This window comes from Methanocellales archaeon, assembly GCA_028715985.1.
Lineage (GTDB): Archaea > Halobacteriota > UBA148 > UBA148 > UBA148 > UBA148.
In genome coordinates, this window is record JAQUQR010000008.1 from 18,056 (window position 1) to 43,213 (window position 25,158).

Annotated in this window: 19 protein-coding genes; 7 read left to right on the forward strand and 12 right to left on the reverse strand. The window is 43.0% G+C overall.

What is annotated here, in order from left to right; genetic code table 11:
- The first annotated feature begins 51 nt into the window (after positions 1-51).
- Together trxB and PHI74_06940 are read left to right on the forward strand one after the other, a co-directional pair.
- Positions 52-1,062 (forward strand): thioredoxin-disulfide reductase, encoded by a 1,011-nt coding sequence (gene trxB, locus PHI74_06935; protein ID MDD5485743.1) that lies wholly within the window; start codon positions 52-54, stop codon positions 1,060-1,062.
- Between the two features lie 48 nt (positions 1,063-1,110).
- Positions 1,111-1,590, forward strand: coding sequence for a tryptophan-rich sensory protein (locus tag PHI74_06940; protein ID MDD5485744.1), 480 nt, complete (start codon positions 1,111-1,113; stop codon positions 1,588-1,590).
- Positions 1,591-1,698: 108 nt separating this feature from the next.
- Here PHI74_06940 and PHI74_06945 read toward each other — a convergent pair whose 3' ends face one another.
- On the reverse strand, positions 1,699-2,475 hold the full coding sequence (locus tag PHI74_06945; protein ID MDD5485745.1) for a hypothetical protein: 777 nt from the start codon (positions 2,473-2,475) through the stop codon (positions 1,699-1,701).
- Positions 2,476-3,084: 609 nt separating this feature from the next.
- Here PHI74_06945 and PHI74_06950 point away from each other — a divergent pair.
- Together PHI74_06950 and PHI74_06955 are read left to right on the forward strand one after the other, a co-directional pair.
- A complete protein-coding gene (locus PHI74_06950) occupies positions 3,085-6,219 on the forward strand; it encodes a hypothetical protein (protein ID MDD5485746.1) in 3,135 nt (1,044 codons plus the stop codon).
- 523 nt (positions 6,220-6,742) lie between these two features.
- Positions 6,743-8,866: a hypothetical protein gene (locus PHI74_06955; GenBank protein ID MDD5485747.1), complete on the forward strand. Its 2,124-nt coding sequence runs from the start codon at positions 6,743-6,745 to the stop codon at positions 8,864-8,866.
- 400 nt (positions 8,867-9,266) lie between these two features.
- Here the strand turns inward: PHI74_06955 and PHI74_06960 are convergent, their stop codons facing one another.
- From PHI74_06960 to PHI74_07005, 10 genes are all read right to left on the reverse strand, one after another.
- Positions 9,267-10,553, reverse strand: coding sequence for a DUF262 domain-containing protein (locus PHI74_06960; GenBank protein ID MDD5485748.1), 1,287 nt, complete (start codon positions 10,551-10,553; stop codon positions 9,267-9,269).
- Between the two features lie 35 nt (positions 10,554-10,588).
- Positions 10,589-11,041: a HEPN domain-containing protein gene (locus tag PHI74_06965; protein ID MDD5485749.1), complete on the reverse strand. Its 453-nt coding sequence runs from the start codon at positions 11,039-11,041 to the stop codon at positions 10,589-10,591.
- 180 nt (positions 11,042-11,221) lie between these two features.
- Complete coding sequence (locus PHI74_06970; protein MDD5485750.1) at positions 11,222-12,721, reverse strand: serine--tRNA ligase; 1,500 nt, start codon at positions 12,719-12,721, stop codon at positions 11,222-11,224.
- Positions 12,708-12,938, reverse strand: a complete 231-nt coding sequence (locus PHI74_06975; protein MDD5485751.1) for a KEOPS complex subunit Pcc1 — start codon at positions 12,936-12,938, stop codon at positions 12,708-12,710. Before PHI74_06975 ends, PHI74_06970 begins: the two co-directional genes overlap by 14 nt.
- Entirely contained in the window at positions 12,935-14,233 is a 1,299-nt protein-coding gene (locus PHI74_06980) for a DHH family phosphoesterase (protein ID MDD5485752.1), read from the reverse strand. Before PHI74_06980 ends, PHI74_06975 begins: the two co-directional genes overlap by 4 nt.
- A 3-nt stretch (positions 14,234-14,236) precedes the next feature.
- Positions 14,237-14,659 (reverse strand): 30S ribosomal protein S15, encoded by a 423-nt coding sequence (locus tag PHI74_06985; protein ID MDD5485753.1) that lies wholly within the window; start codon positions 14,657-14,659, stop codon positions 14,237-14,239.
- Positions 14,660-14,690: 31 nt separating this feature from the next.
- Complete coding sequence (locus PHI74_06990) at positions 14,691-15,245, reverse strand: XTP/dITP diphosphatase (GenBank protein ID MDD5485754.1); 555 nt, start codon at positions 15,243-15,245, stop codon at positions 14,691-14,693.
- The gene (locus PHI74_06995) at positions 15,242-15,829 is read right to left on the reverse strand and encodes a Kae1-associated kinase Bud32 (GenBank protein ID MDD5485755.1); all 588 of its coding nucleotides are present in this window, start codon (positions 15,827-15,829) and stop codon (positions 15,242-15,244) included. The genes PHI74_06990 and PHI74_06995 overlap by 4 nt, the downstream gene beginning before the upstream one ends.
- A gap of 245 nt (positions 15,830-16,074) precedes the next feature.
- Positions 16,075-16,518 carry a hypothetical protein gene (locus PHI74_07000; GenBank protein ID MDD5485756.1) on the reverse strand — a complete coding sequence of 148 codons (444 nt, stop codon included), beginning with the start codon at positions 16,516-16,518 and terminating at the stop codon, positions 16,075-16,077.
- Positions 16,515-16,838 carry a winged helix-turn-helix domain-containing protein gene (locus PHI74_07005; protein ID MDD5485757.1) on the reverse strand — a complete coding sequence of 108 codons (324 nt, stop codon included), beginning with the start codon at positions 16,836-16,838 and terminating at the stop codon, positions 16,515-16,517. Before PHI74_07005 ends, PHI74_07000 begins: the two co-directional genes overlap by 4 nt.
- 228 nt (positions 16,839-17,066) lie before the next feature.
- Here PHI74_07005 and PHI74_07010 point away from each other — a divergent pair, with 228 nt between their 5' ends.
- The 3 genes from PHI74_07010 to PHI74_07020 all read left to right on the forward strand — a co-directional run bounded on the left by PHI74_07010 (position 17,067) and on the right by PHI74_07020 (position 21,495).
- Complete coding sequence (locus PHI74_07010) at positions 17,067-18,002, forward strand: ABC transporter ATP-binding protein (protein ID MDD5485758.1); 936 nt, start codon at positions 17,067-17,069, stop codon at positions 18,000-18,002.
- Positions 18,003-18,007: 5 nt separating this feature from the next.
- Positions 18,008-18,964 (forward strand): ABC transporter permease subunit, encoded by a 957-nt coding sequence (locus PHI74_07015; GenBank protein ID MDD5485759.1) that lies wholly within the window; start codon positions 18,008-18,010, stop codon positions 18,962-18,964.
- 143 nt (positions 18,965-19,107) lie between these two features.
- The gene (locus PHI74_07020) at positions 19,108-21,495 is read left to right on the forward strand and encodes an NEW3 domain-containing protein (GenBank protein ID MDD5485760.1); all 2,388 of its coding nucleotides are present in this window, start codon (positions 19,108-19,110) and stop codon (positions 21,493-21,495) included.
- A gap of 89 nt (positions 21,496-21,584) precedes the next feature.
- Here the strand turns inward: PHI74_07020 and PHI74_07025 are convergent, their stop codons facing one another.
- On the reverse strand, positions 21,585-24,866 hold the full coding sequence (locus tag PHI74_07025) for a PKD domain-containing protein (protein MDD5485761.1): 3,282 nt from the start codon (positions 24,864-24,866) through the stop codon (positions 21,585-21,587).
- Between the last annotated feature and the right edge of the window lie 292 nt (positions 24,867-25,158).

Below are 25,158 nucleotides of genomic sequence, written 5' to 3' on the forward strand. Positions count from 1 at the left end.
GGCATCTTTGTTTGAGAGATAGTAACAATCGCCACGAGGTATGTGCAGGGCATGTTTACCTTGCCCGCAACTGCACCAAAGGCTGCAATTGGAGAGTTTGCGGGGGGCATATTCTCGCCGACAGAAAACTCATTAATAAGGATACGTCTTATTGGTGTTGCTATGGAAAATGATGTGGTCGTCATTGGGGCAGGTCCTGCAGGTCTTACCGCTGGAATTTATGCAGCTAGAAGTGGGCTGAGGACGTTTATACTTGAGAAGGCAACAGCTGGCGGACTAGCAAGTGAAGCCTGGTTAATAGAGAACTATCCTGGATTTGATTCCATAGAAGGCATGAAGCTCATGGATCAGATAAAAAACCACGCCTCGAAATATGTTAGTATCCTGTATGAAGAAGTCAAGAACATTGAGGTAGACAAAAAAATGACTCTTTACACGGATCAGAACGCATATACGGCAGATGCAGTGATACTGGCTACCGGTTCCTTGCATAAAAAACTCGGCATACTAGGCGAGGCAGAATTTCTTGGTAGAGGGGTATCCTATTGTGCTGCATGTGATGGTTTTTTCTTTAGGGGGAAAAAAGTCCTCGTGGTAGGTGGTGGCAATACGGCAGCAAGTGAGGCCATCTACCTCCAGAACCTTGGCTGTGATGTGACTTTGGTGCACCGCCGAGACCAACTCAGGGCTGAGAACTCCCTGCAAAAAAGACTTCTTCGATCTGGTGTGAACGTCATCTGGAACTCAGTAGCAGAGGAAATAAGAGGGAAAGAGCTTGTTAAAAGTGCCCTAATTCGTGATTTGCGAGAAGACGCATTGCACGAGTTGGATGTTGACGGCGTGTTCATACTGGTCGGGGAGTCTCCCAATAATGCATTGGCAAAGGCAGTGGGTTTAAAACTTGATGGGCAGGGCTATATCATCACCGATAAAAAGCAGAGAACGAATCTGCCCAGAGTATACGCTGCGGGTGACGTGACCGGTGGTGTAAGGCAAATCGTTGTAGCCTGTGCTGAGGGAGCGATTGCGGCGTTATCTGCATATGAAGATTTGAGTATGTAAAAAAAATATGACATAAATTTAATAAATAGGTTCATAGATTGAGAAACAATGAAAATTAATAATATACCCTCACTCGTATATTCTATCCTAATTTGCCAACTAGCAGGAATTATCGGCTCATTTTTTACTTTTCCCTCTATTCCAACATGGTATGCTGCCTTAGAAAAACCAAGTTTTAGCCCTCCCAACTGGCTATTCTCTCCTGTTTGGATTGCGCTTTTTCTCTTGATGGGAGTCTCCTTGTACTTGGTATGGATTAGTGGAGCTAAAACAAGATATGTAAAAATGGCACTAACCCTATTTGGAATTCAGCTTGCGCTCAACGTCCTATGGTCCATTATCTTTTTTGGATTAAAATCTCCATTCTATGCCTTTATAGAGATGGCAATCTTGTGGGTTGCCATATTGTTAACCATTTTTCAGTTTTTTAAAATATCAAAAACAGCGGCTTATCTGTTAATACCCTACATTCTCTGGGTTAGCTTTGCAGCAGTGCTTAATTTTTCAATATGGATTATCAATTTATGACCGACCAGCTTTTCTAACGTTTCTACTTTTTATTTTTAGAACTTCTCTTAAATTGGAGTTATCATAAAGCGATTTATTGTTAGCGGTATTCAAAGTTGTTACAGTTCTTTATGTTGCACTCTGCTTTTTTAGAACTCTCTGATTTTTTAGAAGAGAATTTATGTATAACAACAAGGATGTGACATTCTTTAAAATAAGCTCGGTTTCTTCTTTTGTAGTTACTCCTTCATGTGGTCCTCCAATGGAGGCGAAAGAGTATTGAGAAACAATAACTGATTTCAGTTTGTCGCATAAACTCTCGCTTCCATCTACAGTTTTCCATTTACTACTGATTTGCTTGATATATTCAAGGATCTTCCTGCAAGAAGTTTTGGTAGAAGCATACTCTTCCTGCTCAAATAACGAGAGAGCATCCTTTAGAGTTGAAACCTGCTTCTCCAACTGTGGATAAAAAATAGTTCCTTCTAAAATTAAGCCTGCTTCCTCCTCTTTTAATATTCTTTTAACCTCATCCTCAAAAGTGTACGTGCTGCCCTTCAACATAACATTTTCAGCTATTGGAAATTCCCTTCTCGCTCGATCCTTCTCTTCTTTATACTTACAAGCAGTGAAGAGCAAAGTGGATGGCATGGGCAATCCTATAGTTTTTAGTGGATTAGGCTCTAAAACTTCCCCAATAACAGTATTAGTATTGTCGCTTCGAATTAGCTTACATTTGAACTCTTTATTAACTCGTATCGTTCTACCATCCCTATATATGGATGTGAATTTTCCAGTCATGATCTTTCCTTCTAAAAAAGGGAAGTTAGACATCAAATCAGCAGGATTATGAAGTATATACTTGCCGTTCTCATATCTTACTTCAACAGTAAAGAGATAGGGCATAATTAGGACTACGAATGCACCTAAATAAACTTAACCCTTACATTTGGTGTGTAATATTGGTGTGTAGTATTTGCTTAAGCTAGATACGATTCCAAAACGACAAAAATGGAGCTTGTGTGCATCCTAAAATGCTCTTAACTGAACAGCACCAGGTTGGGTTTAATATTTCTTCAACTCGAGCCTCTTTCTCATAAAATTTAGCGAGACCTATTAATCCTCTATTATCTCCGGTGTTTTCCGTCCCATTATCCTTTATACCGTTATACTAGTGTCCTCATCTCATCCAAAGCCTCTCACGATGTCCATGGGCAGAGTAATCATATAACTCAATCCAACATTCAGAGTTTTTCGGTCTTTGTTTTAATAATTGTTTAAATCATTATTGAAGTTTTTGGGGTAGATGACGAGTGTATGTTTATTTAAAAAATAAAAGGTAATTGTAGGGTGAAGTCAAAAAGAGGTTTTATTAAGTTGAATTGATTTTTTGATATGACGTTGGAAAACGAAGCATCCCAAAAAATATTTAAGACATAAGTTATCTTACAACTAAGAAAGAAATAAAGAAATGATAATTTTTTAGGGACTATGTAATCAAGGAGAAAAATTACTTTGAGCGATCAACATTCTTTTACAAGAATCGTACTTTTTATTTTGGTAGTTGCCTCTCTTTTCGCAACAGCATTTATTCTTGGCAACTTGCTGGGCGGCGAGCCGTGGGTTCATACAAGTGGTCCTACCAATGGTGTCATTAATGTCCTAGGGATCGATCCCGCTAATCCGGACATAATCTATGCCGCCGATGCAGACGGCGGCATTTTCAAGACGACCGACAGAGGAAAAACCTGGAATGAAGTCTTTGCAGGCACGCATAATTTCTCTGAGGTGGTAGTCAGTCCCCATGATCCAGAAAACATCTGGAGTGTTGATGGTATGGCTAAAGTTTTTGAAACAACCGACGGTGGTGCTACATGGGACCAGATAATCGACCCTTGTGGGGATGGCTTTCGGTTTGGTTCGGTCTATGCTATTGCACCCGCTCCATCTGATCCTGATACGATTTACGCTCTAAAGAACGGCTTTGGCATTTTCAAGAGCACTGATGGAGGGCATAGCTGGCTTTTCTTGGGTCAATCCGAAGTAGATTATACCTATAGCATTGCGGTACATCCCACCAACCCCGACATCGTATATAGTGGCTACAATTCCAAGCCATCTCAGGACTGGGCAATGATCCGTAAAACAACCGATGGGGGGGACTCATGGCAGACGGCACTTATGGTTCCCCACTCCAAAGGGATTACTTCTGTGGCGATTGACTCCACAGATCCTGACACTGTTTACGCTGGCAGCATAGGTGATTGTGGCGAGATATACAAAAGCAGTGATAGGGGTAATTCTTGGTCAAGGCTTAATGAGAATTTTACCATGTGCACGGTTTGGGGTCAGCCGCAGTTGATAGTTGATCCCAATGACACATCCATTGCGTACGTTGCTACCTGGCTCGGCGGCACATGGAAAACGACAGATGCCGGCGAAACGTGGACATTGCTGAGGGATGCGCCCGTATCATCTACGGCTTTGAGCTTGAATGCCTTGAACAGCAGCATCATCTATTCTGCGGATCGTACCTCTCCAAAACTATGGAAAACGACTGATGCCGGATCGTCGTGGGAAAAAGTGGCCGATTTCACAGGAGATGGGGCTTTTATGGTGAACCGTGTGTTGGCAGAGGGTGACACAATATATGTCGCAACCTTTGGTCCAGATTTGCATGGGGGCAAACTGTATAAATCGATTAGTTCTGGTTCAAACTGGACCGATATCAGCAGCACTCTGCCACGGGCCGTACTCGATGTGGCAGTTGATCAGGCCAATCAGGATATTCTCTATATAACGTTGCACCCCCATGGTGCAAACAAATCAATCGATGGTGGTAAGACATGGATGGAGCTGGAAAATTTTCCGAATATCGGTGCTTATGATATCGAAGTGGACCCTGTTGATCCAACGGTTTTGTATGCTTGTGGTGCTGGTGGTTTTTGGGTACCAGACTGGTGCAGGGAACCGGAGGGTTATACTTTTAACGATGGTTCAGGCGTCTATAAGTCGACTGACTCTGGCCTGACATGGAGCAAGATACTGGAGACCAGCAACGAGTGCAGGGCGATAAGACTTCATCCAAGCGATCATAATGTGTTATTTGCTGCAGCCATGGATGATGGCTTACAGATCAGCACCGATGGAGGCCGTAGCTGGACCAGCTATAATACGGGTCTTGATACCACCGTTCTTACTTCTTGCGCTGTGAGCCAAGACAAAATATACGTTGGCACCCAGGGTTGTGGCGTTTACTCAGGCACAGTCGATAGGGACAATTGGTCAGTAGTTTGGCAACCCGATCTAAGCAATAAGCCAGTGCCAGAAGTCTATAGTTTGCTTATCGGAGTTGATCCGATGAACTCCAATCGCATCTTCGTCGGAGCATATCCCGGCGGATTATATCGTTCTGATGATGGTGGGACAACATTCTATGACAAAAACTTCCTCACCCCCAGCGTCATTTCCGATGATCCTTTTCGACATGGATTTTACACCTTTGCGCTTAATCCAAACAACACCAACGAGGTTTGGTTGGGTACATGGGGCAAAGGGCTATACAAGTCCTATGACGGGATGGACTTCGACATAGGCGCCCATGGAAAGCCTTTCTCAATGAGGTGGTGGGCTATGATGGATGTGAAGGATCTCGGAATCAGCACCAATATAGCGGATATGAAGATATATGGCACTCATATCAATCAAATCGTCATCGATCCCAAACCACCTCACACCGTTTATGTGGCTACGGAAGAGGGCGTATTTAAAACGAGTGATGGTGGTGCTACGTGGATCGACTTCAATAACGGTTTGGACACCCCCCAAATTAGAACAATAGCAATAACTGCTGATGGAAGGTTATTATGCGGCAGCTTGGGATACGAACTTTACTGCTATGATGCGTCGAGCGAGAGATGGGTGCAGATGAATGCTTTGGGCAGCGTAGGGAACGACCTACCGCTTCACCAGCATACGTCGCTGCTGTTCCATCCCACAGAACCCAGTACGATATTCTTTGGCACCTTCCCTGCCGGCATCTACAAGAGTACAGACGGCGGTCAAAGGTGGCGGGAAAGCAACGTCGGTTGGGCCAACGAGGGCATCTTATCCATGGTCTTCCATCCGGAGAATCCCACCGTCATCTATGCCGGAACCTGCAACGGGATAAGTCGCTCAATGGATGGCGGTGAACACTGGCAAACATTGAGTCAGGGATGGTCAGAGGAGCAATGGGTATCTTCGATCGTTTTTGATCCCGTCTATCCAAATGTGGTGTATGCCTGCTCAAAGAACGGGGGGATAAGTCTTGAGGGAGCCCATGGAACGGTAATGAAAAGCACAGATGGAGGCTCCAGTTGGTATTCCATCAACAACGGGTTGAACCTTAATCAGGATTTCTACAAGATTATAGTTGACAAGAACGATCCTTGCACACTTTATCTTGCCACCCAGAAAGAGGGTGTTTTCATCAGCCGTAACGGCGGTGCTTCATGGTTACCTTGGAACGAAGGGTTGACCAACCTCGCAGGCAATAATGTTACTCATCCAATGGTACAATCAGTTGACGGGCGCTATATTTACTTTGGAAGTGCTGGATCGGGTGTGTTTCGGAGAATGAGCGCTAGTGCAGATGCGGATAAAACCTAGAAATTACATCTTTGATTATTTTTATGCCGATTGCGTTGATCACTGTTTTGATTGGGCATTCCTTTTATAAGGAATCTAAAAAATAATTTTTCGCTTCAGATACTTTTGGCTGCTCAGAAACATTTTGGATTTCAATAGTATATTGACATAATTTTAAGAAAAATTACATTTCGCTTGATTTTACCCCGAATGTTGTCGTCAATAATTTCCTGGAGATCTCTCATCTCATGGCTCGGTGTGTTAAATGAAATGCTCACTTCTGGGTAAAAAGTAAAGAAAGCTCTTAAAACAGCCTTTGAATTAGGTTTATGGAGCTCCCAAGAGTTTTATGCTTGGTATGTTATTAACGGCAGAGCAAAAATATAGAATTTTTTTGGTTGATAGCTCCAGCAAACTTTATGGGACTAGAATCTCCTCAACAAACGCATTTTTAACAGAAAAGATTAAGAAAAGATTTATGTTAATTCAAATGGAGGCTTTTTTTAAAACTCCAAAAAGATAAGCCCCCTCGAAGGGTAAGAAAATGAAAAACAAAAAGATTAACCTGATGGTTTTGGTAATTGCAATTACCGCTTTCGCCTGCATGGGCGGCGTGGCAGAAGCTGTGACTTGCTTGCCCGATGGAATAGGAGATAACAATGCTCTTTCCAGTGGACCTTATTACCACCAAATCTATTCGGCCACTTCAACTGATGGGATTAATTGGACTGTGGACGACACCCTGCTTTTTGACCATGCTTCAGTTCCGGGCGCAATCTACTTTGAGAACAAGCTATATCTCTATTACGTCAATGCTGAAGACCCTGAGCATGAGAAATTGAGCGTGGGAATCAGCAAAGACAGGGGGATGACTTTTACCGTCTATGATGTGCACATCAGCGGTTCCAACAGCCCCCATCCAGTGGATCCCAACCCCATTATCGATGGCGGTCAGATCAGGCTAACCTACTTAGGGAATTTCAACCAGGGTGAAACTAACAAAATTGTCACAGCCTTATCGTCTGATGGCATCAACTTTACGGAAGACGGAGTGATTTTCACCGGGTATGTTTACGATCCAGATTTGTTTTATGATGAAGTCGGCGGCGAGTGGGTGCTTCTCCTCAACACTGGGGGCCTGACAAAAGCAACGGCCTCTTCTCCCACGACCACCTTCACGGAAGACACTGGTTTTAACTGGTCTGAAGGTAGCATTTCATCGACACACAAAATCGGGGGCAAATACTACACTTACTACGCCGGGATGGGAGTCTCAGTCGCCGAGTATTCGAACGGGAGTCTCACGAACATCGCCGACGGTATTTTGGGGTTCCAGGGCTTGAACGCCGACCCGACTGTAGCCATCTTTGGCGAAAATGATTACAAGATGTTTTTCAAAACGATGGTTGAAGAAGGTGGCGGCGAGGAAGGCGATTGGATAAAAGAAAGTGGCATCAGACTAGGGGACGGTTCTGTTCCCTACGTTCTCAGGCTTGATAATGGGATGTACAGGATGTATTACAACAATCCTGACGGCATTTTTAGTGCAATCTCAGAGGATGGCATAAACTTCACAAAAGAGCCGGGGGTAAGGCTAACTGGCACAAACATCCCAGGTGATCCTGAATGGCAGGCTCATGGTGCAACGGTAATAGAACTAGATGACGGCTTCTATAGAATGTATTATATAGGCGCCACCGGTGAAGGAGGACCCGGGCATGCGATCCATCGCATTTACAGTGCCATCTCACCTGATGGTTTAAACTTCACCAGAGAGGGCATAAGAATAGAATCTGAGGGCACGATAGACAACGGCTGGGCATCTGTGCCCGAAATCGTGCGCACATTTGATGGAAGATATCATTTATATTATTGCAGTATCGGAGCTGAAAGCATAGCAAGCGCCATATCTGATGATGGTTTAAACTTTACAAGAGAATATGGCCCAGGACTAGGGAATGGAACGGGAGTTTATGGTGCAGATCCCGCGGTATGCAAGTTACCTGACGGCACATATTGGATGTTTTTCACCTCACCCGGGGGACCGATGCCGCCCTGGAATCTGAAGGAAGGCATCTATAGTGCCAGATCGACAGATGGGGTAAATTTCACCAAAGATGCTGGGGTTCGGGTTAGCCCCGGTGGTGTATATGACAGCGTAAATACTTATGACCCAACCGTGATTAGTCTCTCTGATGGGCGCTTTAGGATTTACTACGGTGGAGCATCAGAAGAGGGTGTTGTTACACTTAGCGCTGTCTCACCACCTATAATCTTCGATACAGGCAACGGCACTTATCCAAGTATCTCGGGCACACACAATGGCACGATCACACCATCATATAATGTCAATGTCTCTCATATGTACACATACCCATGTGCAGGAACCGGTGGACACGCAGAATACGTTAAAATATGGAATTCGACATGGAATACGACTGCAACCTGGAACGGTTACAGCGGAGATTATCACAACCTAACCTTTGATGAGCCTTTCGTATTAAGAGCGGGCGAGACATATAACTACACGATCAAAACAGGCTCCTATCCGCAGATAGTACATGCAACCAGTAAAGCCGTCACTGGTGGAACGATCACCTGCACAGAGTTCATAGATGCAAATTGCTGCGTTTATAATAACTGCATTCCTGCGTTTAGGTTAGGGTAAATAAAAAAAGACCAGTCAACGACTAATTAATCCTGGGCTTTAGTGTGTGTGGATGTTATAGCTTCGCCAGTTGCTTCATGGTAATCTCGGCTGCATAAGACCGAGGAGATATAAACTATGGGAAATATTTAACTAAATTTCTCTCAAGGGATGATGGTTTATCGATCCGATGGTGCAATCGATTGATGGAAAATATATTTACTTTGGCAGTGCAGGATCAGGCGTATTTCGGAGAGTTAGCGATAGTGAAGATGCAGATAAAACCTAGATTTTTATTCTGGTTTTCTTTATCGCTGTTTTAATTTTGTTGAATCGAATCTATTTTTACAATTTTTAAATTCCTGCTTTAGCGTTGCTTTTTGTATTTTTCAATCTTTTGTATTTTCAATTTTTGAAATATTTAAAATGTATCTTTTTTACTTTTATTACAATATCTATGGGTAATTTGGCCATTTTCAATGGTTGTTAAACCTCCTTTTGACCATGGTATTTTATGATCAGGTTCATAGTCTTCGTATTTATCTACTTTTTTATTACAAATAGCACAGGTTTTGTCTTTGGATATATGCCATATAAATTGTTTTTGTGTTTCTGTAAATAATCTTCTTTCATCAGTCTTTATAAGCAATGGTTTGATTAATTCTTTAAGAATCTTAGATCTAAATTTACGACTAGACTCTGAATCTGGAGAATTCACAGTTACTTCATAATATTTTACCATTGACGGGTTTGTAGATTCTAGTCTTGCTTCTTTATGAACTTCTATTAGGATTTTTTTTACCTCATTTAAGTCTATGTCAAATCTGTAACCTTCTTTTAAAAATTCAAAAATCACAAAAAATAAGGAATAAAAATCAGCTTTATTACGAAACCTTGTTGTTTTCAAATCATTTTCAGAAAATATTTTAGATATAATATCGTCAATAATTTTTCTTACCGTTTTGTTTAATTCCATTATCTCTAGTTCATCCATTTCCTCATTATCTGCATAATATTTATCTAATTTTTTCTTTTTATCTTGAATACCATACATCATACAACAGAGTAACTCAGAAACATATTCAGCATCAATCATTCTTCTGATTGAAGAAAGAGGGAGTATTTTGTTCTCTAAGAAGAAATCTCCAAATTCATTAGCAATATTATATGCTAATTTTTTGAAATCACCTTCATATAGTGCATTTCTTAATTCTTGGTTATTCAGTTTAACATTATTTTTATTTAATCTTACAAACATTTCCTTGATTTCAGAAGGGTTAGCATTCCTTAATTGTTCACAGGCTAGGGTATATGACCAAAATGTTTCTTGAAGAGGTTTTGGTAAAGTTTTGAAAGTAACGCCTTCTAGTTCATCATCAAACTGTTCTGGAAAGGGGTAGTATTTTTTAGATAATTCAAATGGTTTCCCTTCTTCAGTTTTTCCATCAATAAATTCAAAGATAGCATTAAGTCTCTGCTGACCGTCAACTACATTATAAATAGTCTTCCCTGTTTTAGCATCTACGATGATTTCAACAAAAAATTTTGGCATTGGTAGATTCTTTAAGATGGTATCTATTAGGTACACCTTATGTGGGAAAGGCCATACAAGTCTTCTTTGATACTTGGGTGAAAGTTTGATATTGCCTCTCTGTCTTTGTTCATTAAAGAAACCTATTGTTAGTGAACTTAAGGGACCTACATCCATTTTATAGCCTCCATATTTAGGTAGTATTTATACTTTTAAAGATTTTCTTTGTTATAAAATAATTCCACAATCCAACCTTTTATTAAACGATAATTTGTTTCAATCATCATACGTATAGACGTTGCTAATCCTTCATTAAATATTCTATCCGGCGATAAACCACAGTAACCATAACGTGCCATATTTCTAATTCCATTTAATATTTTATGAATAGCAAAAAATGGTGGCAAAACAGTTTCTGAGTATATATAAAAATTTGGATCATCTTTTTGCATTTTTTCTACTATCTTTGGTAATAAGTCTATAATATTGTGTGTTGGTTTATAGGGAATCTCATATAAATTAAGGAGAGTTTTCAAAGCATTTTCGATTAAGTCATGAAATTTGTCTACTGCTTCGGCATATTTTGATTCGTCTATACATCTTAGTGCGTCCTTATAATTTTTTTCAGCTCTATCAAAACAATTTTTTGCTTCAATATCAAACATAGGAAGGAATATAATCTCGAAATTATTAAATCTTCTCATTTTAATATGTGAACTCCAGAATTACTCATAACAACTATTCACCCCAATTATATATGCGCTTTCCGACTTTTCAACAAAAAGGCCTATTTTTAGGAGATATGATAGCGTGCAGGTAACTGAAGGAAATTGTAAAAAACAAAGCTATAAAAACTTAAAAACTTCCGGCAATTCGCCCACCTTTTTTCTAACTTGGGTGGGCCAACTCTCAACGTCCAGCCCTTTCTGAGCGAGAAAAGCTGCGCCCCATCTTTCCAGTCCTATTCCAGAGCAGCCTGACCAGAGTTCTTCTCCGCTTTGTAGTTTTACGTTGAACCCGTCTGGATACTTGCTCCCATTAACGCTCAGGTTCTGGAATTCTAACCAATCGTTCTTGTAGGGCATGTATGCCTCGTAGTCGATCGTGCCCACTTCTCTGGTCTCTGCTAGGCCCGTTAACCCCTCTTGTGCCATGAACCATGGTGTAACCCACGCCTTTCTGTATTGTATATCCAGTATCTCATCGAACAAATGTTGGTATCGCTCCTGTAATTTCTTAGAGTGCTCAACCACTTGTTCCTGTTTCCCGATCCATATGAGCTCTATACGATGGAATTCATCAACTCTCTCAATACCATGAATGCCGCCGCTCTCATATCTATGGGACGGCCCAGATCGGTCATAGATACATATGGGAAAAATGTCATCAGGTAAGGTTTCTCCCTGTAAAAACACCCAGAATGGGGGACATTGTGCATAACACATTCCCCCTATTGGCTTATCTATCTTCTCTTTGATGATGTCTAAGGGCACTTCTTGCGTGACCTTGTAGTAATCGATAACCTCCTCCCAATATTCCGGATCTCTTGTTTTCGGGGGGCAAACATAATATATCTCCGGGTAGATGCCCTTCGCATGACCAGACCTCTTCCAGACATCCCATGTTACCATCTTTGGAAAAATCATTTCATGGTAGCCCAAGGGTCGAATAATCTCCTCATCTATGATCTCTCCAAAAGCCCTGAAAACTCTTGTCATCTGGGGTCCAAATATCCATTGACCCCTACCTGCGCCATGTTTGACCCACTTGCGTTTCGTCAGCTCTTTGGTCGGATCTTCCTTGAATTTATGGATTCTCTCCTCGCTTTGCCATAGCAGTTCCCAGTGCTCTTTCTTACCATATTTCCGTGATTCAACCTTCTCCTCGATCAGACTGACAATCCTGTCTGGGACCCTGTTCTTTATTTGTTGCTCATCAACATCCAAAGTAAGTAGAATCTCACCTTTTTCATAGCGCATGTCTTTTACAAATGGAATATTCTTTTTGAGAGGCTCTTCAGATGGCATTTGTATGGTAAACCTTTCTATCTCAATGCCTCTGATCCCAATGTGATGCTTTCCCAATAATGCCGTCAAAGCCTTCCTAAGGCGAAGCAGTGCGTCATGCACCCTCACGTATCGATCCGATTGGATTTCGACCGTTATGCCATTCTTATCGATATTCCAGTTGATGACTCTTGCACCTTTTCCAGAAGGCGCGCCCTTTGTTAGAATGCCCTCGTTTGCTTTGACCATCAGATCGGCCATATCGTCTTCTGCCTTCGTGCCGTCATCACTCAACTTGAAATATCCAATCAGATGAAATTTCATCTCATCCACTGTCATCCCTTGTCATCTCCTCAGCAATCTTCAGGTTCAATAGATAATCGTCAACGGTTGCGATTAACGTTCCGATTCCATCGATCTCAAACTCTGTGATGATCTCCCCATTTTTACAGGTGGTGCGCATATTCAGAGTATTGTCTGGTCTGATGGAATCCATAATTATATGGCATCTTTTATGAGATGTAACGATTTTACCTAGACATTTACAGTCAATCATTCACTTTCACCTTTACCACCCAATTGCTCTGTTATGCAGGCATCTACATCCTTTATAAATTTTGACTCAACACCAAGGGGAATGGCTGCACCAGATGCTATGTTATGTCCTCCTCCAACTCCGCCAACCTTTTTTGCCGCTTCGGACATCACAACCGATAAATCCAGTCCTTTCTGCAAAAGTTTTCTTGTTCCTCGGGCGGAGATTTTTATCTTGCCTTTGTCCTCGGTCATTACAAGTATGGGTTTATCTGGTGCTAGATACCTAATGATCGTGCTTGCTAATGCTCCTACGATATCCTTGTCGGATGAATTAACGTATCGAACGCTGGCTCCTTCTTTTATATCCGGCTCTATCTTTTTCATTTCCAGGATAATTCTTTTTTGGTACTCTAAACATAGTTGATGTGCCTTCTCCTTGGCTCCTGCATCTCTCAAACATAATGCTACGGCAAGTCCTGTTTTTCCCAGCTTACCAGCTGCATTAGTCACCCTCACAAATAGTGAGGCATCTGATAAGACTTCATAATTCAGTTTGTAGGATTCACCTATCAAAGACTCAATGACATCTACCGATGCTTTTTTCATAAGTTTTAGCATCAATGCAGATATAAAGCGTTGCAACTCTTCTGGAGAAAGGTCGCCTAGTTTTCCACCGATGCCCAACTCATTTAGAAATCTCTGGATTTTATCAGCATCGCCGGTAATGTCTATGTATGGATCGATCGAATACATGAACAACTCTGCAAAGTCTCCATCACCGAGCGTTAAGCCATGGGTGGTGGTAACGATATTATGCTGTAGGGCCTCGTCTAGAATGTCTTTGTTCGCTCCGATCATTGTCTGGCAATCTCCAAGTGCTCCTACGATCGCAAGGCCAGAGAGGTCGATATTGTCGCCAAGATACTTTGCAACTGCATAGGTGGCTCCAGAGGCTGAAAGCTCAAAAGAGCCATCTATTCCGACTATGTGTGGGTTTAATTGTAGGTGCTCTGTATCGGTTTCAGTGGGTATGTGGTGGTCAATTATGATGGCATCATGGGGGATCAAATCTGGCTGCCCGCTCCCCATGTCGCAAAAAACTGTCGCAGTGTCATCCAACGTTCTGATAAACGCCTCATCTAGGTGACTTATGATGCTGACATGAAACTTGATATCCCTTCTGTACAGGGCGTTGCAGATTATACCTGCCGAAGTTATGCCATCGGCATCGTTATGCGATATGACCCGCACATAATCCTGCTTGGCAAGCATTTCTGCCGCCATTTCTGCCGTCTCTGATAGCCGTTCAATCATCTTTCATCTCGAGATCAGCATTTCAGCCGTTTTTAGGTCATAAATCCAATCTTTGGGGAGCTCCCCCTTATTTTTATAATACCTAACCAGTCGCCTGATTTTCGATTCCATAAGCTGAAGCGCCCTTTTGTTGTGAACGTCCTTCAGATTTAGATCGAGATGTTTTTTTAATTCCAGAGCCTTTGTGATCAAATTCTGTAGGTCCTCTGGAACCTTTGGTCCTACGTTTTTTTCCTTGAGTATTTGGGTTATCTTCTTTTCCGTTGCAAGTTTCACGTCTGGGACCCCATACTTATCTCTTAGGATCAACCCGATCTCAGAAGATGACATGCCCTGTCCTCTTAGCTCAACAACTATCTGTTCGATATCCTTCGCCTTTAGTTCCAACCATTCAGGTGCCTTACTGCTAGTTTGTTTTTTCTTCATGAAAATCCTCCATTATACATCCTCCTATGCATTAAATATCTTTGCAAAACCACTCTGCAAATTTCCTCAGTGCAACACATCTGTGCGATACTTCGTTCTTCTCTTCGGTGGACATCTGGGCAAACGTCTTGTTTTGATAAAGAAAGATCGGATCGTAGCCAAAACCCATCTTTCCACGAGGCTCATTAGATATCTCTCCTTCCACGGAACCACTAAAAGTGATCACCTCTTTGTCAGGTTCACAGAATCCAATCACAGATCTGAACTGAGCATTGCGATCTTCTACACCTCTCATCAACTTCAATATGCCTTCATTGCCAATGCATTTGAAAGTGAACGACGAATATGGTCCGGGAAAACCCTTCAGGGCAGAGATAAACATCCCAGCATCCTCCACCATAACCGGCCTTTTCAAATGCATGGCAGCATCCCTTGCGCCATATTTTGCAATGCTCTCCAAATCATCAGATTGGATCTCAGGGTATTCATAATGGATTTGCTGGACCCCTATGCCCAACTTCTCAAGCATCGCTTTTGCCTCTCTAACCTTTCCAGCGTTTCCGGTTACAAAATAAACGGTCTTCATAGTCTTTCGGTCCTGTATCTGCCCCTTGATTCTATCGCTTTTACGCGTTGAATGATCTCTTTAGCGCCATCAAACGTCTTTTCATATCCCTCGATGAACGCATTTATCAGCGCTTCATGCTCATCATGAGTGCTTTCGAATGTTTGGAAGAGCACATGCACGTCCACGCCTCGTGCCTCAGTGCTGTGGTCAAAGTATGCCAGTCCAAAGTCGATCAGGTAAATCCTTCCTTGCGAAAGAATCATGTTTGAAGTGGTCAGGTCGCCATGAACGATGCCTGAGGTGTGGAGCCTCCCTACCAGTTCGCCGATTCTCTTGCATAGGCCTACATCAAGTACATGTTTGAGCTGTGCCCCCTCCAGATATTCCATCCTTATATCATAATCGGTGACGTCATAGATGATGGGTGTCGGAATACCTGCTCTGCGAGCCTCTGAGATCAGTTTTGCCTCTGACTTCGTGCGATCTCTTCGAAGCTGCTCGTCTACTTCTTTGATCCTATAGCGCTTGGGCATTCGCTGTTTTAATATATGCCCGTCACATGATCTGACGATTGCCTCGGCGCCACTCGTCTTTAGATTCATTCAGTTTCATTAAAGTATCGCTTGCGTAGCGTATATATTTTCTGTTTTGGACTTATTGACATTGACTTCTTAGTTCTGCAGTTCATTCAGGTAGATATGATCTAAAAACAGAAAATAATGGCAGTCTCTAACTTGTGACATGAATCTGTCTAAAAGGGTTGTTAAACACTCTAATTGATCTTGAAGTAGCGTAGAAGTCGCGAAAGACATTGAAAATATGTTACACGCACATACGAGAAACACTCTTAGTATTTGGCACTGAGATACAGCAGTATGGCTAATGCTCCGCACGTAAATAAGTTCGGCAACATGGCAAATGGTCCAAGGCCAGAGGCACGAAAACCAAAAATTTGATGCACTAAGGGATTGGAGCTAAGCGCATAGAAAAGTAAGACCATTGAAAATATCATTAATCCGATTGTGAACTCTGACTTTATCTTCCTGTATATGCCGATATATGTGACCAGTAGGAAGATTAAAATTGTCACATTGATCGATGAAATAACCGTGTTAAGTGTATAATATAACTCCATATCCCTTATAGGGGGTGGTGGGGGGCCTCGCCTAGTTTCCAGTAAAGGAGAATGGGGTGAATACGTGGTGGCCCATAATGCTGTCAGTAAAGCCACTGCTACCAATGTTACCAGCATTAACGAAATCTTCGCATTTTTGTTCATATGGTGTCTCATTTGTTTTCCTCCCTTTTTTCTTTTTTCCACATTTTTACCATAATCTCTTCAAATAGGGTGTAATTATCCTCCATTTCTTGGGACAAGAAATACGTCAGACCATACCTGTCTCCTACGGACGTGATTATCCCGTTCTTCTGAAGGATTTGGAGATGATGCCTTATCGTTCTATAATCCATTTTAAGCAGATGCGCCAATTGATTGGCGTTTTGCGGAGTCTCCTTTAAAGCCTTAATCATGTGGGCACGGGTGATACCACCTCTTGTACCTGCAATTAGCCATCCCAGCAAATGCTTCAATGTGCTCACACGATCGGGCATCTATACTTCTCCAGACGATTAAAGTAAGGATTTTTCATTTCGCTTATCAGTTTAGATTATGGGGTATAAATAAGTCCTTCCTATTCTTGTTTTTCACGACCAATGATTAAACATTTTCTGATTGAATTGTGGTTAGAATTGGGCATAATCCTGAAAAATTCTTTAATATGTATGATGCTATAGGTAAGCCCAAGCTAATAAAAAGAGGGATATTAGGGAGCAAACTGAATGTCTGAGCCCATGATCCAAACCCAAGACCTGACAAAAATCTATGGAGACCTTACAGCAGTCGACCATCTGAACATGACAGTTGATGAGGGGGAAATCTTCGGTTTTTTGGGTCCAAATGGTTCTGGAAAGACGACTACCATCCTTCTGCTCCTGGGACTATCAACGCCTGCATCTGGAACCGCAATGGTAGGTGGCTATGATGTGGTCAAGAACTCCAGGGAAGTGCGGAAGATTGCGGGAAGTCTTCCGGAATTTGCAGGTTACTACGAAAACCTAACTGCCAAGCAGTACCTGGACTACATCGGGCAGCTAAATGATCTACCCCTAATCGAAAGAGAGAGAAGGACAACAGATCTCCTGGCTGAAGTGGGCCTAACGAAGTGGGGGGACGGGAAGGTAGAGACTTTCTCTCGTGGAATGAAACAACGCCTCGGCATAGCTCAAGCATTGATGAAAGACCCAAAGGTCGTTTTCCTCGACGAGCCAACCATTGGTTTGGATCCTGAGGGGATAAAGGAGATACGTGACCTCATCTTTCGCTTGAACAAAGAGCGTGGCTTAACTGTATTTTTATCATCGCACTTGTTGCATGAGGTCCAGGTGACATGTAGCAGAGTAGGCATTATACGTCAAGGGAAGTTGGTGGCCACAGACACGATAGAGAACTTCACCAAGGAGCTGGCGGGAAAAGAGGAAAAGAGCATAGAGTTCAAGTTAGTTAATTTGACCCCCAAACTTCTAAAAGAACTGAAAGACATTGATGGGGTAACGTCGGTAACTAAGGAAAATGACAGGCTATATGTGCATATGGCAGAGGATAATACCGAAGAGGTTTCTAAAACGATCACGAAGAATGGGGCGATAATTCTACTCATGAAACCCAGAGAATACACGTTGGAGGAAGTTTTCATGAAATACTATCAGGAGGCATAATAGCGATGGCTGGCATATTTACTGTGTATAAGAAGGAGCTTTCAGACCATTTTGGAAGCAAACGCTACTTGATATTATTTGCCGTGATATTGCTTCTCTCTTGTGTATCTGTCTATCAGGGAGCAGACTTTATAAGGAATAACACTGAAGCAGGATTCTTAGCCATATTTTCCGGAGCTCGATCCGGATACTCGTTCGTTCAGTTGATGGTCTTCTTCGGCCCCATATTGGGATTAGCCTTGGGATGCGATGCCATCAATAACGAGAGGACCAGCGGTACCCTCTCGGTGCTTCTCTCCCAGCCGATATTCAGAGATGCAGTCATCAACGGTAAGTTCCTGGCTGGCACTACTGCGTTGGCGATGTTGACGCTGGGCACCATCGGTATAATGTGCGGCTTGGCAATACCTCTCTTAGGCTTTGGGCCAACCTTGGGACAGGCTTTGAGCATCGTTTTCCTATCATTAATTACAATACTCTACCTGGCTTTCTGGCTCAGCTTGGGGGTGCTCTTCTCCGTGCTAACTAAGAAGGTGTCCACATCTACGTTTGCATCTATTGCAACATGGCTCTTCTTCGCGGTTATGCTCTCCATTATTGCTTCGCTCATCGTAAACACGATAGCACCTTTCCCGAGTGGTCAGAGAATGTCCCCTGAAATTCGAGAATCTACTGAATTTCAGGCGTTGATGCAAAAGAGATTCGTCCTACAGGACAGCATCTCAAAGCTGTCCCCCACCTATCTATACAGCGAAGTGGCTTCGCAGATTCTAGGTGAGACACAGGGTAGGGCAGCGTTTGGCTTGAGCTTAGGTGGCCCTCCTTCATTCGGGTCGCCAACGCTGACTCAGAGCGTCGCTGCGAGCTGGCCAAGCATCGCCGCCATAACGTTAGGTCTAGTGGTCTGCTTTGCAGCGTCCTACCTGTTTTTCATGCGCTTAGAGATCAGACCGGGAGGATAAGCGAATACTGAACTGAAAATAAAAGTAATGAGGAGGGGGCTTCGGCGGTTCTTTACTCCATATCTTCCATTCCCCTCGCTTCAGCCTCCTCTTGCATTACCATTGATTAGATGAAAATGTGAATGAATGGGTGATGAGAACAAATGGATGATGAGAACATGAGGAAAAACCACAGTATAAGGAACCACAGTATAAGGAATTTAAGGCACTTAGGGCAGGTAGTTGCTTGCCATCTTATCGTTTTAACGTTATGCTCGGCAATTTTTCCTGTTAGCGTAGTGGGTCTGCAGGAAACAGCTACCGTCGCAGGTAGAGTCGTAGATGAAGATGGTCAAGGGTTAAGTGACATTGAGATCAAAGTGTATTCTTCTGATGGAGCCTATGTCCAGAACAAGCGCACATATTCTAATGGATATTTTTTTGTCTATGGTCTGCCACTCGGCAAATACACCCTTCATTTTTCAGATTTGGATTCAAAGTACGAGTCATATGACATAAGCGTTTCATTGACTAGTGTTGGGCAGACCGACCTCGGAGACCTAGTTTTGCTTAGGGCCCTGAGATCCTCCTCGTCAGCCTTGAGCCGTGTGGAAAGTCCTGGAGACAAAGTGCTCCTTCCCTTCACGGTCAGCAATATAGGCGAGGAATCAGAAGTAGTGGAATTCTTGGTATCCAAGCCAGAGGGCTGGTCAACGAGGGTTTTGGATGCAACCGGCGAGGTTACAAAAGTGTACCTATCATCCGGCTCAAGCCTAAATCTCCAGTTAGAAGCCAGGATTCCTTCAACATCCACAGGAAACAACAGCCTAACGCTCACCTCAGTCGGGAAAACGAACTCAACGTTAAGCTTCACGATATTGGTCAAGCCGCTCGACGAGCCCATAATATCCTGCAGGGTTGTGGACGAAGGGGGCGAAGGGATAGGGGGCGTCAAGGTGGAGGTGTACTCTTCTGACGAATCCTACGTTGAGAGCGGGCAAACAGACTCTAAAGGCTATTTCAGCATTCACCACCTGCAAACCGGCACATACGTAATCCACTTTTCGAAGCTGGGATACGTCGAGGTGACTAAAAGCGTTACTATAGGTGATGACGTAGTCCACCTCGGAGACCTAGTTTTGCTTAGGGCCCTGAGATCCTCCTCGTCAGCCTTGAGCCGTGTGGAAAGTCCTGGAGACAAAGTGCTCCTTCCCTTCACGGTCAGCAATATAGGCGAGGAATCAGAAGTAGTGGAATTCTTGGTATCCAAGCCAGAGGGCTGGTCAACGAGGGTTTTGGATGCAACCGGCGAGGTTACAAAAGTGTACCTATCATCCGGCTCAAGCCTAAATCTCCAGTTAGAAGCCAGGATTCCTTCAACATCCACAGGAAACAACAGCCTAACGCTCACCTCAGTCGGGAAAACGAACTCAACGTTAAGCTTCACGATATTGGTCAAGCCGCTCGACGAGCCCATAATATTTTGTCAATTTCCTGGAAAGGCGGTTGAACCCGGTGAAACTGTCACATTCCAGTTGAGAGTGGAAAATCCCTTCGGCATGGAAATGCGGTTTAGAGTATCTGTTGATTCAGTCCCGCTCAATTGGACAACCTTTGTCAAAAGCGCAGATGGCGAGGCTGTGACAGAAGTGACTTTGGATAGTGGTGAGTTCGCAGACCTCATCCTTGAGGTCACTCCCCCTGTTACTGCGATGTTAGGTGAATATGAAATATCGGTCAAAGCAGAATCCTCTGATTTGAAAGTAATTACCTTCTTACCACTGAATATAAACATAACAAAGGCCGAAGAGGAAATTGAGGTTACCGCAACATTTCTGGAAGTGACTGCTAAGGCGGGCGAGGTCGCGAAATATCCCATAACGATAATCAACTCAGGCAAGACGGATACGCGTCTGTTTCTATCTGTCGTGGAACCTCCTACGGATTGGGAGGTGGCTTTCAAGTCTGACACCGTCGAGGTGTCAAGTCTATACCTAAAGGCGGGAGAATCAGAGAATCTGGTTGTTGAGGTCACTCCGCCCAGCACTGTTAACATTAGTAGTTATTTGGTACCAGTTCAAGTCGAATCAGCGGATGGCACCAGTAGCATTCGGCTGGATTTGAAGGCCAATATCATAGGCTCTTACGATCTAAGTCTGGCGCCTTCTACGCTCCTTACCAGCGCTACTGTCGGAGATACCACCACCTTTACGGCAAAGATTACAAACACAGGGGAAACACCTATGACAACCCTCAAGCTTGATATTGAGGTACCAGAAGGCTGGGATGCATCCGTTACTCCTGCGCAGATAGAGTCGCTTAAACCGCGCGAATCCTTCACCTTCACTATAGTCGTGGAGGTACCGGACGATACCGTTGCTGGGGACTATTTGCTCACCTTGAAGGGTTTAAGTGACCAAGTCGAGTCAGATGAAGTCCAGATAAGGGCGACAGCCTCGGCTTCGACTTCCTGGGGGCTTGCAGGAATAGGGATAATCGCCGTGATATTGGGGGGCCTAATAGTCGTGTTCAAGAAGTTCAGTAGGAGGTGAAGGAAGGAAAGAAAAAAACCGGCAAGGTTTGAAATCGGATGGCAGTGAAATTACAACGGCGACCTTTAAGGTCGTTTTTCTTTGTTATTTCACTCCAATCTAATCGCAGGAATCCAGTCATTATGGGTGACACCGTTTACATCGGTGAACTGTGTGCAGGTGATTATCCCTCCTGTCACTGCCTTGCTGGTCGCATGTATTATCTGCGGATAAGAGCCCGTCCTGATCGTGTAATGGTATGTTTCACCTGCCCTTAATACGAAAGATTCGCTAAAGGTTAGGTTGTGATAATCGCCTGCGTATCCATTCCAGGTTGCAGTCGTATTCCATGTCGAATTCCATATTTTCACGTATTCTGCGTGCCCGCCGGTTCCTGTGCAGGGATATGTATAAATCTTGGATACGGTTATTGTTTGGTTTGGCGTGATTGTGCCATTGTGTATACCTAAGATGCTTGGATATGATCCTTCACCTGTGTCGAAAATAAATTCTCCTATTTCTGAAACCGCTATTATCTTTAGAGTTGTACTCGTTGCTCCGTCATTATCAGTTACTGTTAGACCTACGTAATAATCGCCTGCTGAGGTATAGGAGTGAGTGATGACTGATTCTGTCGTACTTGTGATATTTCCATCGTCGAAGCCCCATTCGTAATTTGTGATGCATCCATCTGGGTCTATTGAATTAGAAGCGTTGAAAGTGATTGTTTGGTTTGTGATTAGATTCTCTGATGAATATGTGAAGGATGCGATTGGTGGGTCATTCACAGAAAATATGGTCACGGTGATATCCTGAGATGCTGATAGGCCGTCAGAATCGGTGAGCGTCAAGGTGACGGTGTCTGAGCCATACGCATTACATACAGGCATGATTGTAAGTACATCACTCTCAAGGGATATAGATACATTAAATAGACTTATATCCACTCCACTGATACTCCAGATGAGATCGGTATCGTTATCCTTCAGATCGAACTCATGAGAGGTGAGGTCGCAGCTATAGGGGGTATCCTCATCAGTATAGGCGGGTGGAATTGTTCCTATGATGAACGGGCTATCGCGTTGAGAACTGCTCATAATATCGACATTGGTGGTCAAATTATAGTTCAGATCGAATGAGTAGCCAGAATTTTGGTTGTAGCCCGTAAGGTCAATGCGGTTCCAGCCAGTTTCAAGGTGAAGAGTAGCTGGGAAAGTATGAGGTGAATCAAAAGCGTAATTGAGGAAGCATCGGGGGACACAATCCCCGCTTGCGGGAATGGTTATGTTCTTCGGACTGCTCACATATACATAGGTCCAAGCATGCCATTGATGATCTTTACTGGCGGATATATGTAAATTCCCGTTGCCCAGCGTATCCCAATTTAAGTTCCCAACTGAGCCGGAACTCTGCGTGTAATTCTGGCTCCACGGCACCTCATACGACCACTCCCCAACCCATCTTCCCCAGCCATCCTCGTAGTCATGTCTCCATGGCCTCAGCCACGGTTCGTTGTCGTGGAACCGGTCATCAGCATTGTATCTAATGTTCCAGAGGTTATCGGCAAAGCCGACGGGGGCGTAGAGGTAGGGATTATAGTCTACAATCCCTTTGCTGGAATCATCAAACCAATCGTATATCATCGCTTGTATTTCCGTTTCATCAGTGGTGCCCCACCAGTTGTTGGTGGCATTGAGATTTGGTGAACCTTGGGGATTGCCGTTGTATAATTCGTAGGTGGCGGTGTTATCAAATATGTTATTTTTGTTAAAGAGTGGATGGCTAGAGATGAAAACTGCATAGGTTGGTGCAGTACCCATTGCTATGTTGCCTATTATAGTGTTGTATTTGAAATCCTGATTGTCCGCATAGCTATAATAGACAGCCGAAGCGTTTAAAGCAGCGTTTCTAATTATAGAATTATTAGAGATGGTGGCTATGCCATAATAGACGTATATTCCACCACCAACTTGTGGCTTCCCATCATATTTACTATGTAATGCATTGTTTTCACTGACAAGATTATTAGAGATGGTGGCTGTGGCCGAGCCGAAGACTATGATTCCACCACCGCCACCGTAAGAGAATCCGCCCGATGAAAGTTGATTATTACTGATGGTATTGTTTAAAATGGTAGTAGTGCCCCCATAAACACTGATTCCACCGCCATCACCTGATACAATATTATTACGAATATTATTATTAGAAACGGTGGCTGTGGCCGAATGGATACCAATTCCACCACCACTGTTACCACTACCATATGGGGCATTTGCTGTATTTTGACTAATAAAATTGTTGGAGATTATGGCTGTGGCCGAATAGACATATATTCCACCGCCACCCAAAGATGCCGTATTGTTATTGATGGTATTATTTAAAATAGTGGCTGTAGCACCACTAAAGACGTATATTCCGCCACCACCATCACTACCGCCATAATAATAATATGATCCGCCTAATGCCGTGTTATCACTAATAGTGTTATCATAGATTATGGCTGTGCAGCCACAGACACTTATTCCCCCACCACCTCCACCATAACCATGATAGGATGCCTTGTTATTACTGATTGTGTTATTGGAAATGGTGGCTATACCACCAGTTACACCGATTCCGCCACCAGATGATAAGGCAATATTATTTATAATAGTATTATTTGTAATCTTAAGATTCTCTGATAGACTCCATGCATAAATCCCTGCTGCATTATTGTTTCTTATCGTACAATAGTTGATAAACGGATGGGCATTATTCATCCTCACTGCTCCATTATTATCAACACTCACACCACCTGCGTACTCAACAACGCAGTATTCTAAGATAGACCCCTGCCCATCATCGTAGTCAGTGCTTGAATCGCTGAACAGAACATAGCCCCAATCTCCTGCAACAGGCGTCGTTTGGTTTGAGGTAAATGTAATCATATTGTCACTCGTTCCCTGTGCAATTAGTGTGCCATCTATCTGAAGGGCAAAACCGCTGTCAAATTTCACTGTAACTCCTGGTTCAATAGTCAATGTAACGCCATCATTAACTAAAACGCCACCAACAACAATGTACGGGCTGTTTGCCAGCGTCCAGGTAGTATCGAAACTTATCATACCGCTGACACAGGTTGGATCACTTGATACGGTTATCGTTTTATTTGTGGAATTCGTTGCTCTAGAAGCAGAAGATACGTCTGTGGTTACTACTTTATTCGATGATTCTGATGCTATAGACGGTATTGCCACTGTAACAAAAGGTAGTGTAACATTCCCCATGCCATCTGGGGCATCATCCATTAGGTTCACTGGATTATTCGCTGCGATAGCTATACCATTAAGTGAACTGCCCACAACAGCCAAAATTATAAACAAAGCATAAAGCTTTGTGATTTTGTTTTTCATCTGCCTCACCCTTTAAAAGGGATTATATTTTTTTTGGCCTTATGGGGCATATTCATCCGAAACAATATAAAAATCTTTTCCTAAATACTGTAGCTGCAAGGCCATAGTTGCTTAGATTTGGCAATATTGTTGAAGTTTGGCAGTATTTTTGAGAGTTCCAACCGAAAATTCTACAGTACAGTCGTGTTGTGATTATCCCAACAACTAAAGACAAGCGCATAATGAACTAATTTTAAGAGTCACAATTAGCTAAAAATAGAAACTAATTTTTGATTTTATTTAGCATTAAGTA

Excerpts from the sequence above, each read along its gene's own strand:
- PHI74_07005 (MDD5485757.1), bottom strand. The coding sequence starts at position 16,838 with ATGCCCGATCGTGTGAGCACATTGAAGCATTTGCTGGGATGGCTAATT.
- PHI74_06990 (MDD5485754.1), bottom strand. The coding sequence starts at position 15,245 with ATGAAGACCGTTTATTTTGTAACCGGAAACGCTGGAAAGGTTAGAGAG.
- PHI74_06995 (MDD5485755.1), bottom strand. The coding sequence starts at position 15,829 with ATGAATCTAAAGACGAGTGGCGCCGAGGCAATCGTCAGATCATGTGAC.
- PHI74_06965 (MDD5485749.1), bottom strand. The coding sequence starts at position 11,041 with ATGTTTGATATTGAAGCAAAAAATTGTTTTGATAGAGCTGAAAAAAAT.
- trxB (MDD5485743.1), top strand. The coding sequence starts at position 52 with ATGTTTACCTTGCCCGCAACTGCACCAAAGGCTGCAATTGGAGAGTTT.
- PHI74_06940 (MDD5485744.1), top strand. The coding sequence starts at position 1,111 with ATGAAAATTAATAATATACCCTCACTCGTATATTCTATCCTAATTTGC.
- PHI74_07025 (MDD5485761.1), bottom strand. The coding sequence starts at position 24,866 with ATGAAAAACAAAATCACAAAGCTTTATGCTTTGTTTATAATTTTGGCT.
- PHI74_06985 (MDD5485753.1), bottom strand. The coding sequence starts at position 14,659 with ATGAAGAAAAAACAAACTAGCAGTAAGGCACCTGAATGGTTGGAACTA.
- PHI74_06960 (MDD5485748.1), bottom strand. The coding sequence starts at position 10,553 with ATGGATGTAGGTCCCTTAAGTTCACTAACAATAGGTTTCTTTAATGAA.
- PHI74_07015 (MDD5485759.1), top strand. The coding sequence starts at position 18,008 with ATGGCTGGCATATTTACTGTGTATAAGAAGGAGCTTTCAGACCATTTT.
- PHI74_06970 (MDD5485750.1), bottom strand. The coding sequence starts at position 12,721 with ATGACAGTGGATGAGATGAAATTTCATCTGATTGGATATTTCAAGTTG.
- PHI74_06955 (MDD5485747.1), top strand. The coding sequence starts at position 6,743 with ATGAAAAACAAAAAGATTAACCTGATGGTTTTGGTAATTGCAATTACC.
- PHI74_07000 (MDD5485756.1), bottom strand. The coding sequence starts at position 16,518 with ATGAGACACCATATGAACAAAAATGCGAAGATTTCGTTAATGCTGGTA.
- PHI74_06980 (MDD5485752.1), bottom strand. The coding sequence starts at position 14,233 with ATGATTGAACGGCTATCAGAGACGGCAGAAATGGCGGCAGAAATGCTT.
- PHI74_07010 (MDD5485758.1), top strand. The coding sequence starts at position 17,067 with ATGTCTGAGCCCATGATCCAAACCCAAGACCTGACAAAAATCTATGGA.
- PHI74_06975 (MDD5485751.1), bottom strand. The coding sequence starts at position 12,938 with ATGATTGACTGTAAATGTCTAGGTAAAATCGTTACATCTCATAAAAGA.
- PHI74_06945 (MDD5485745.1), bottom strand. The coding sequence starts at position 2,475 with ATGCCCTATCTCTTTACTGTTGAAGTAAGATATGAGAACGGCAAGTAT.
- PHI74_07020 (MDD5485760.1), top strand. The coding sequence starts at position 19,108 with ATGGATGATGAGAACATGAGGAAAAACCACAGTATAAGGAACCACAGT.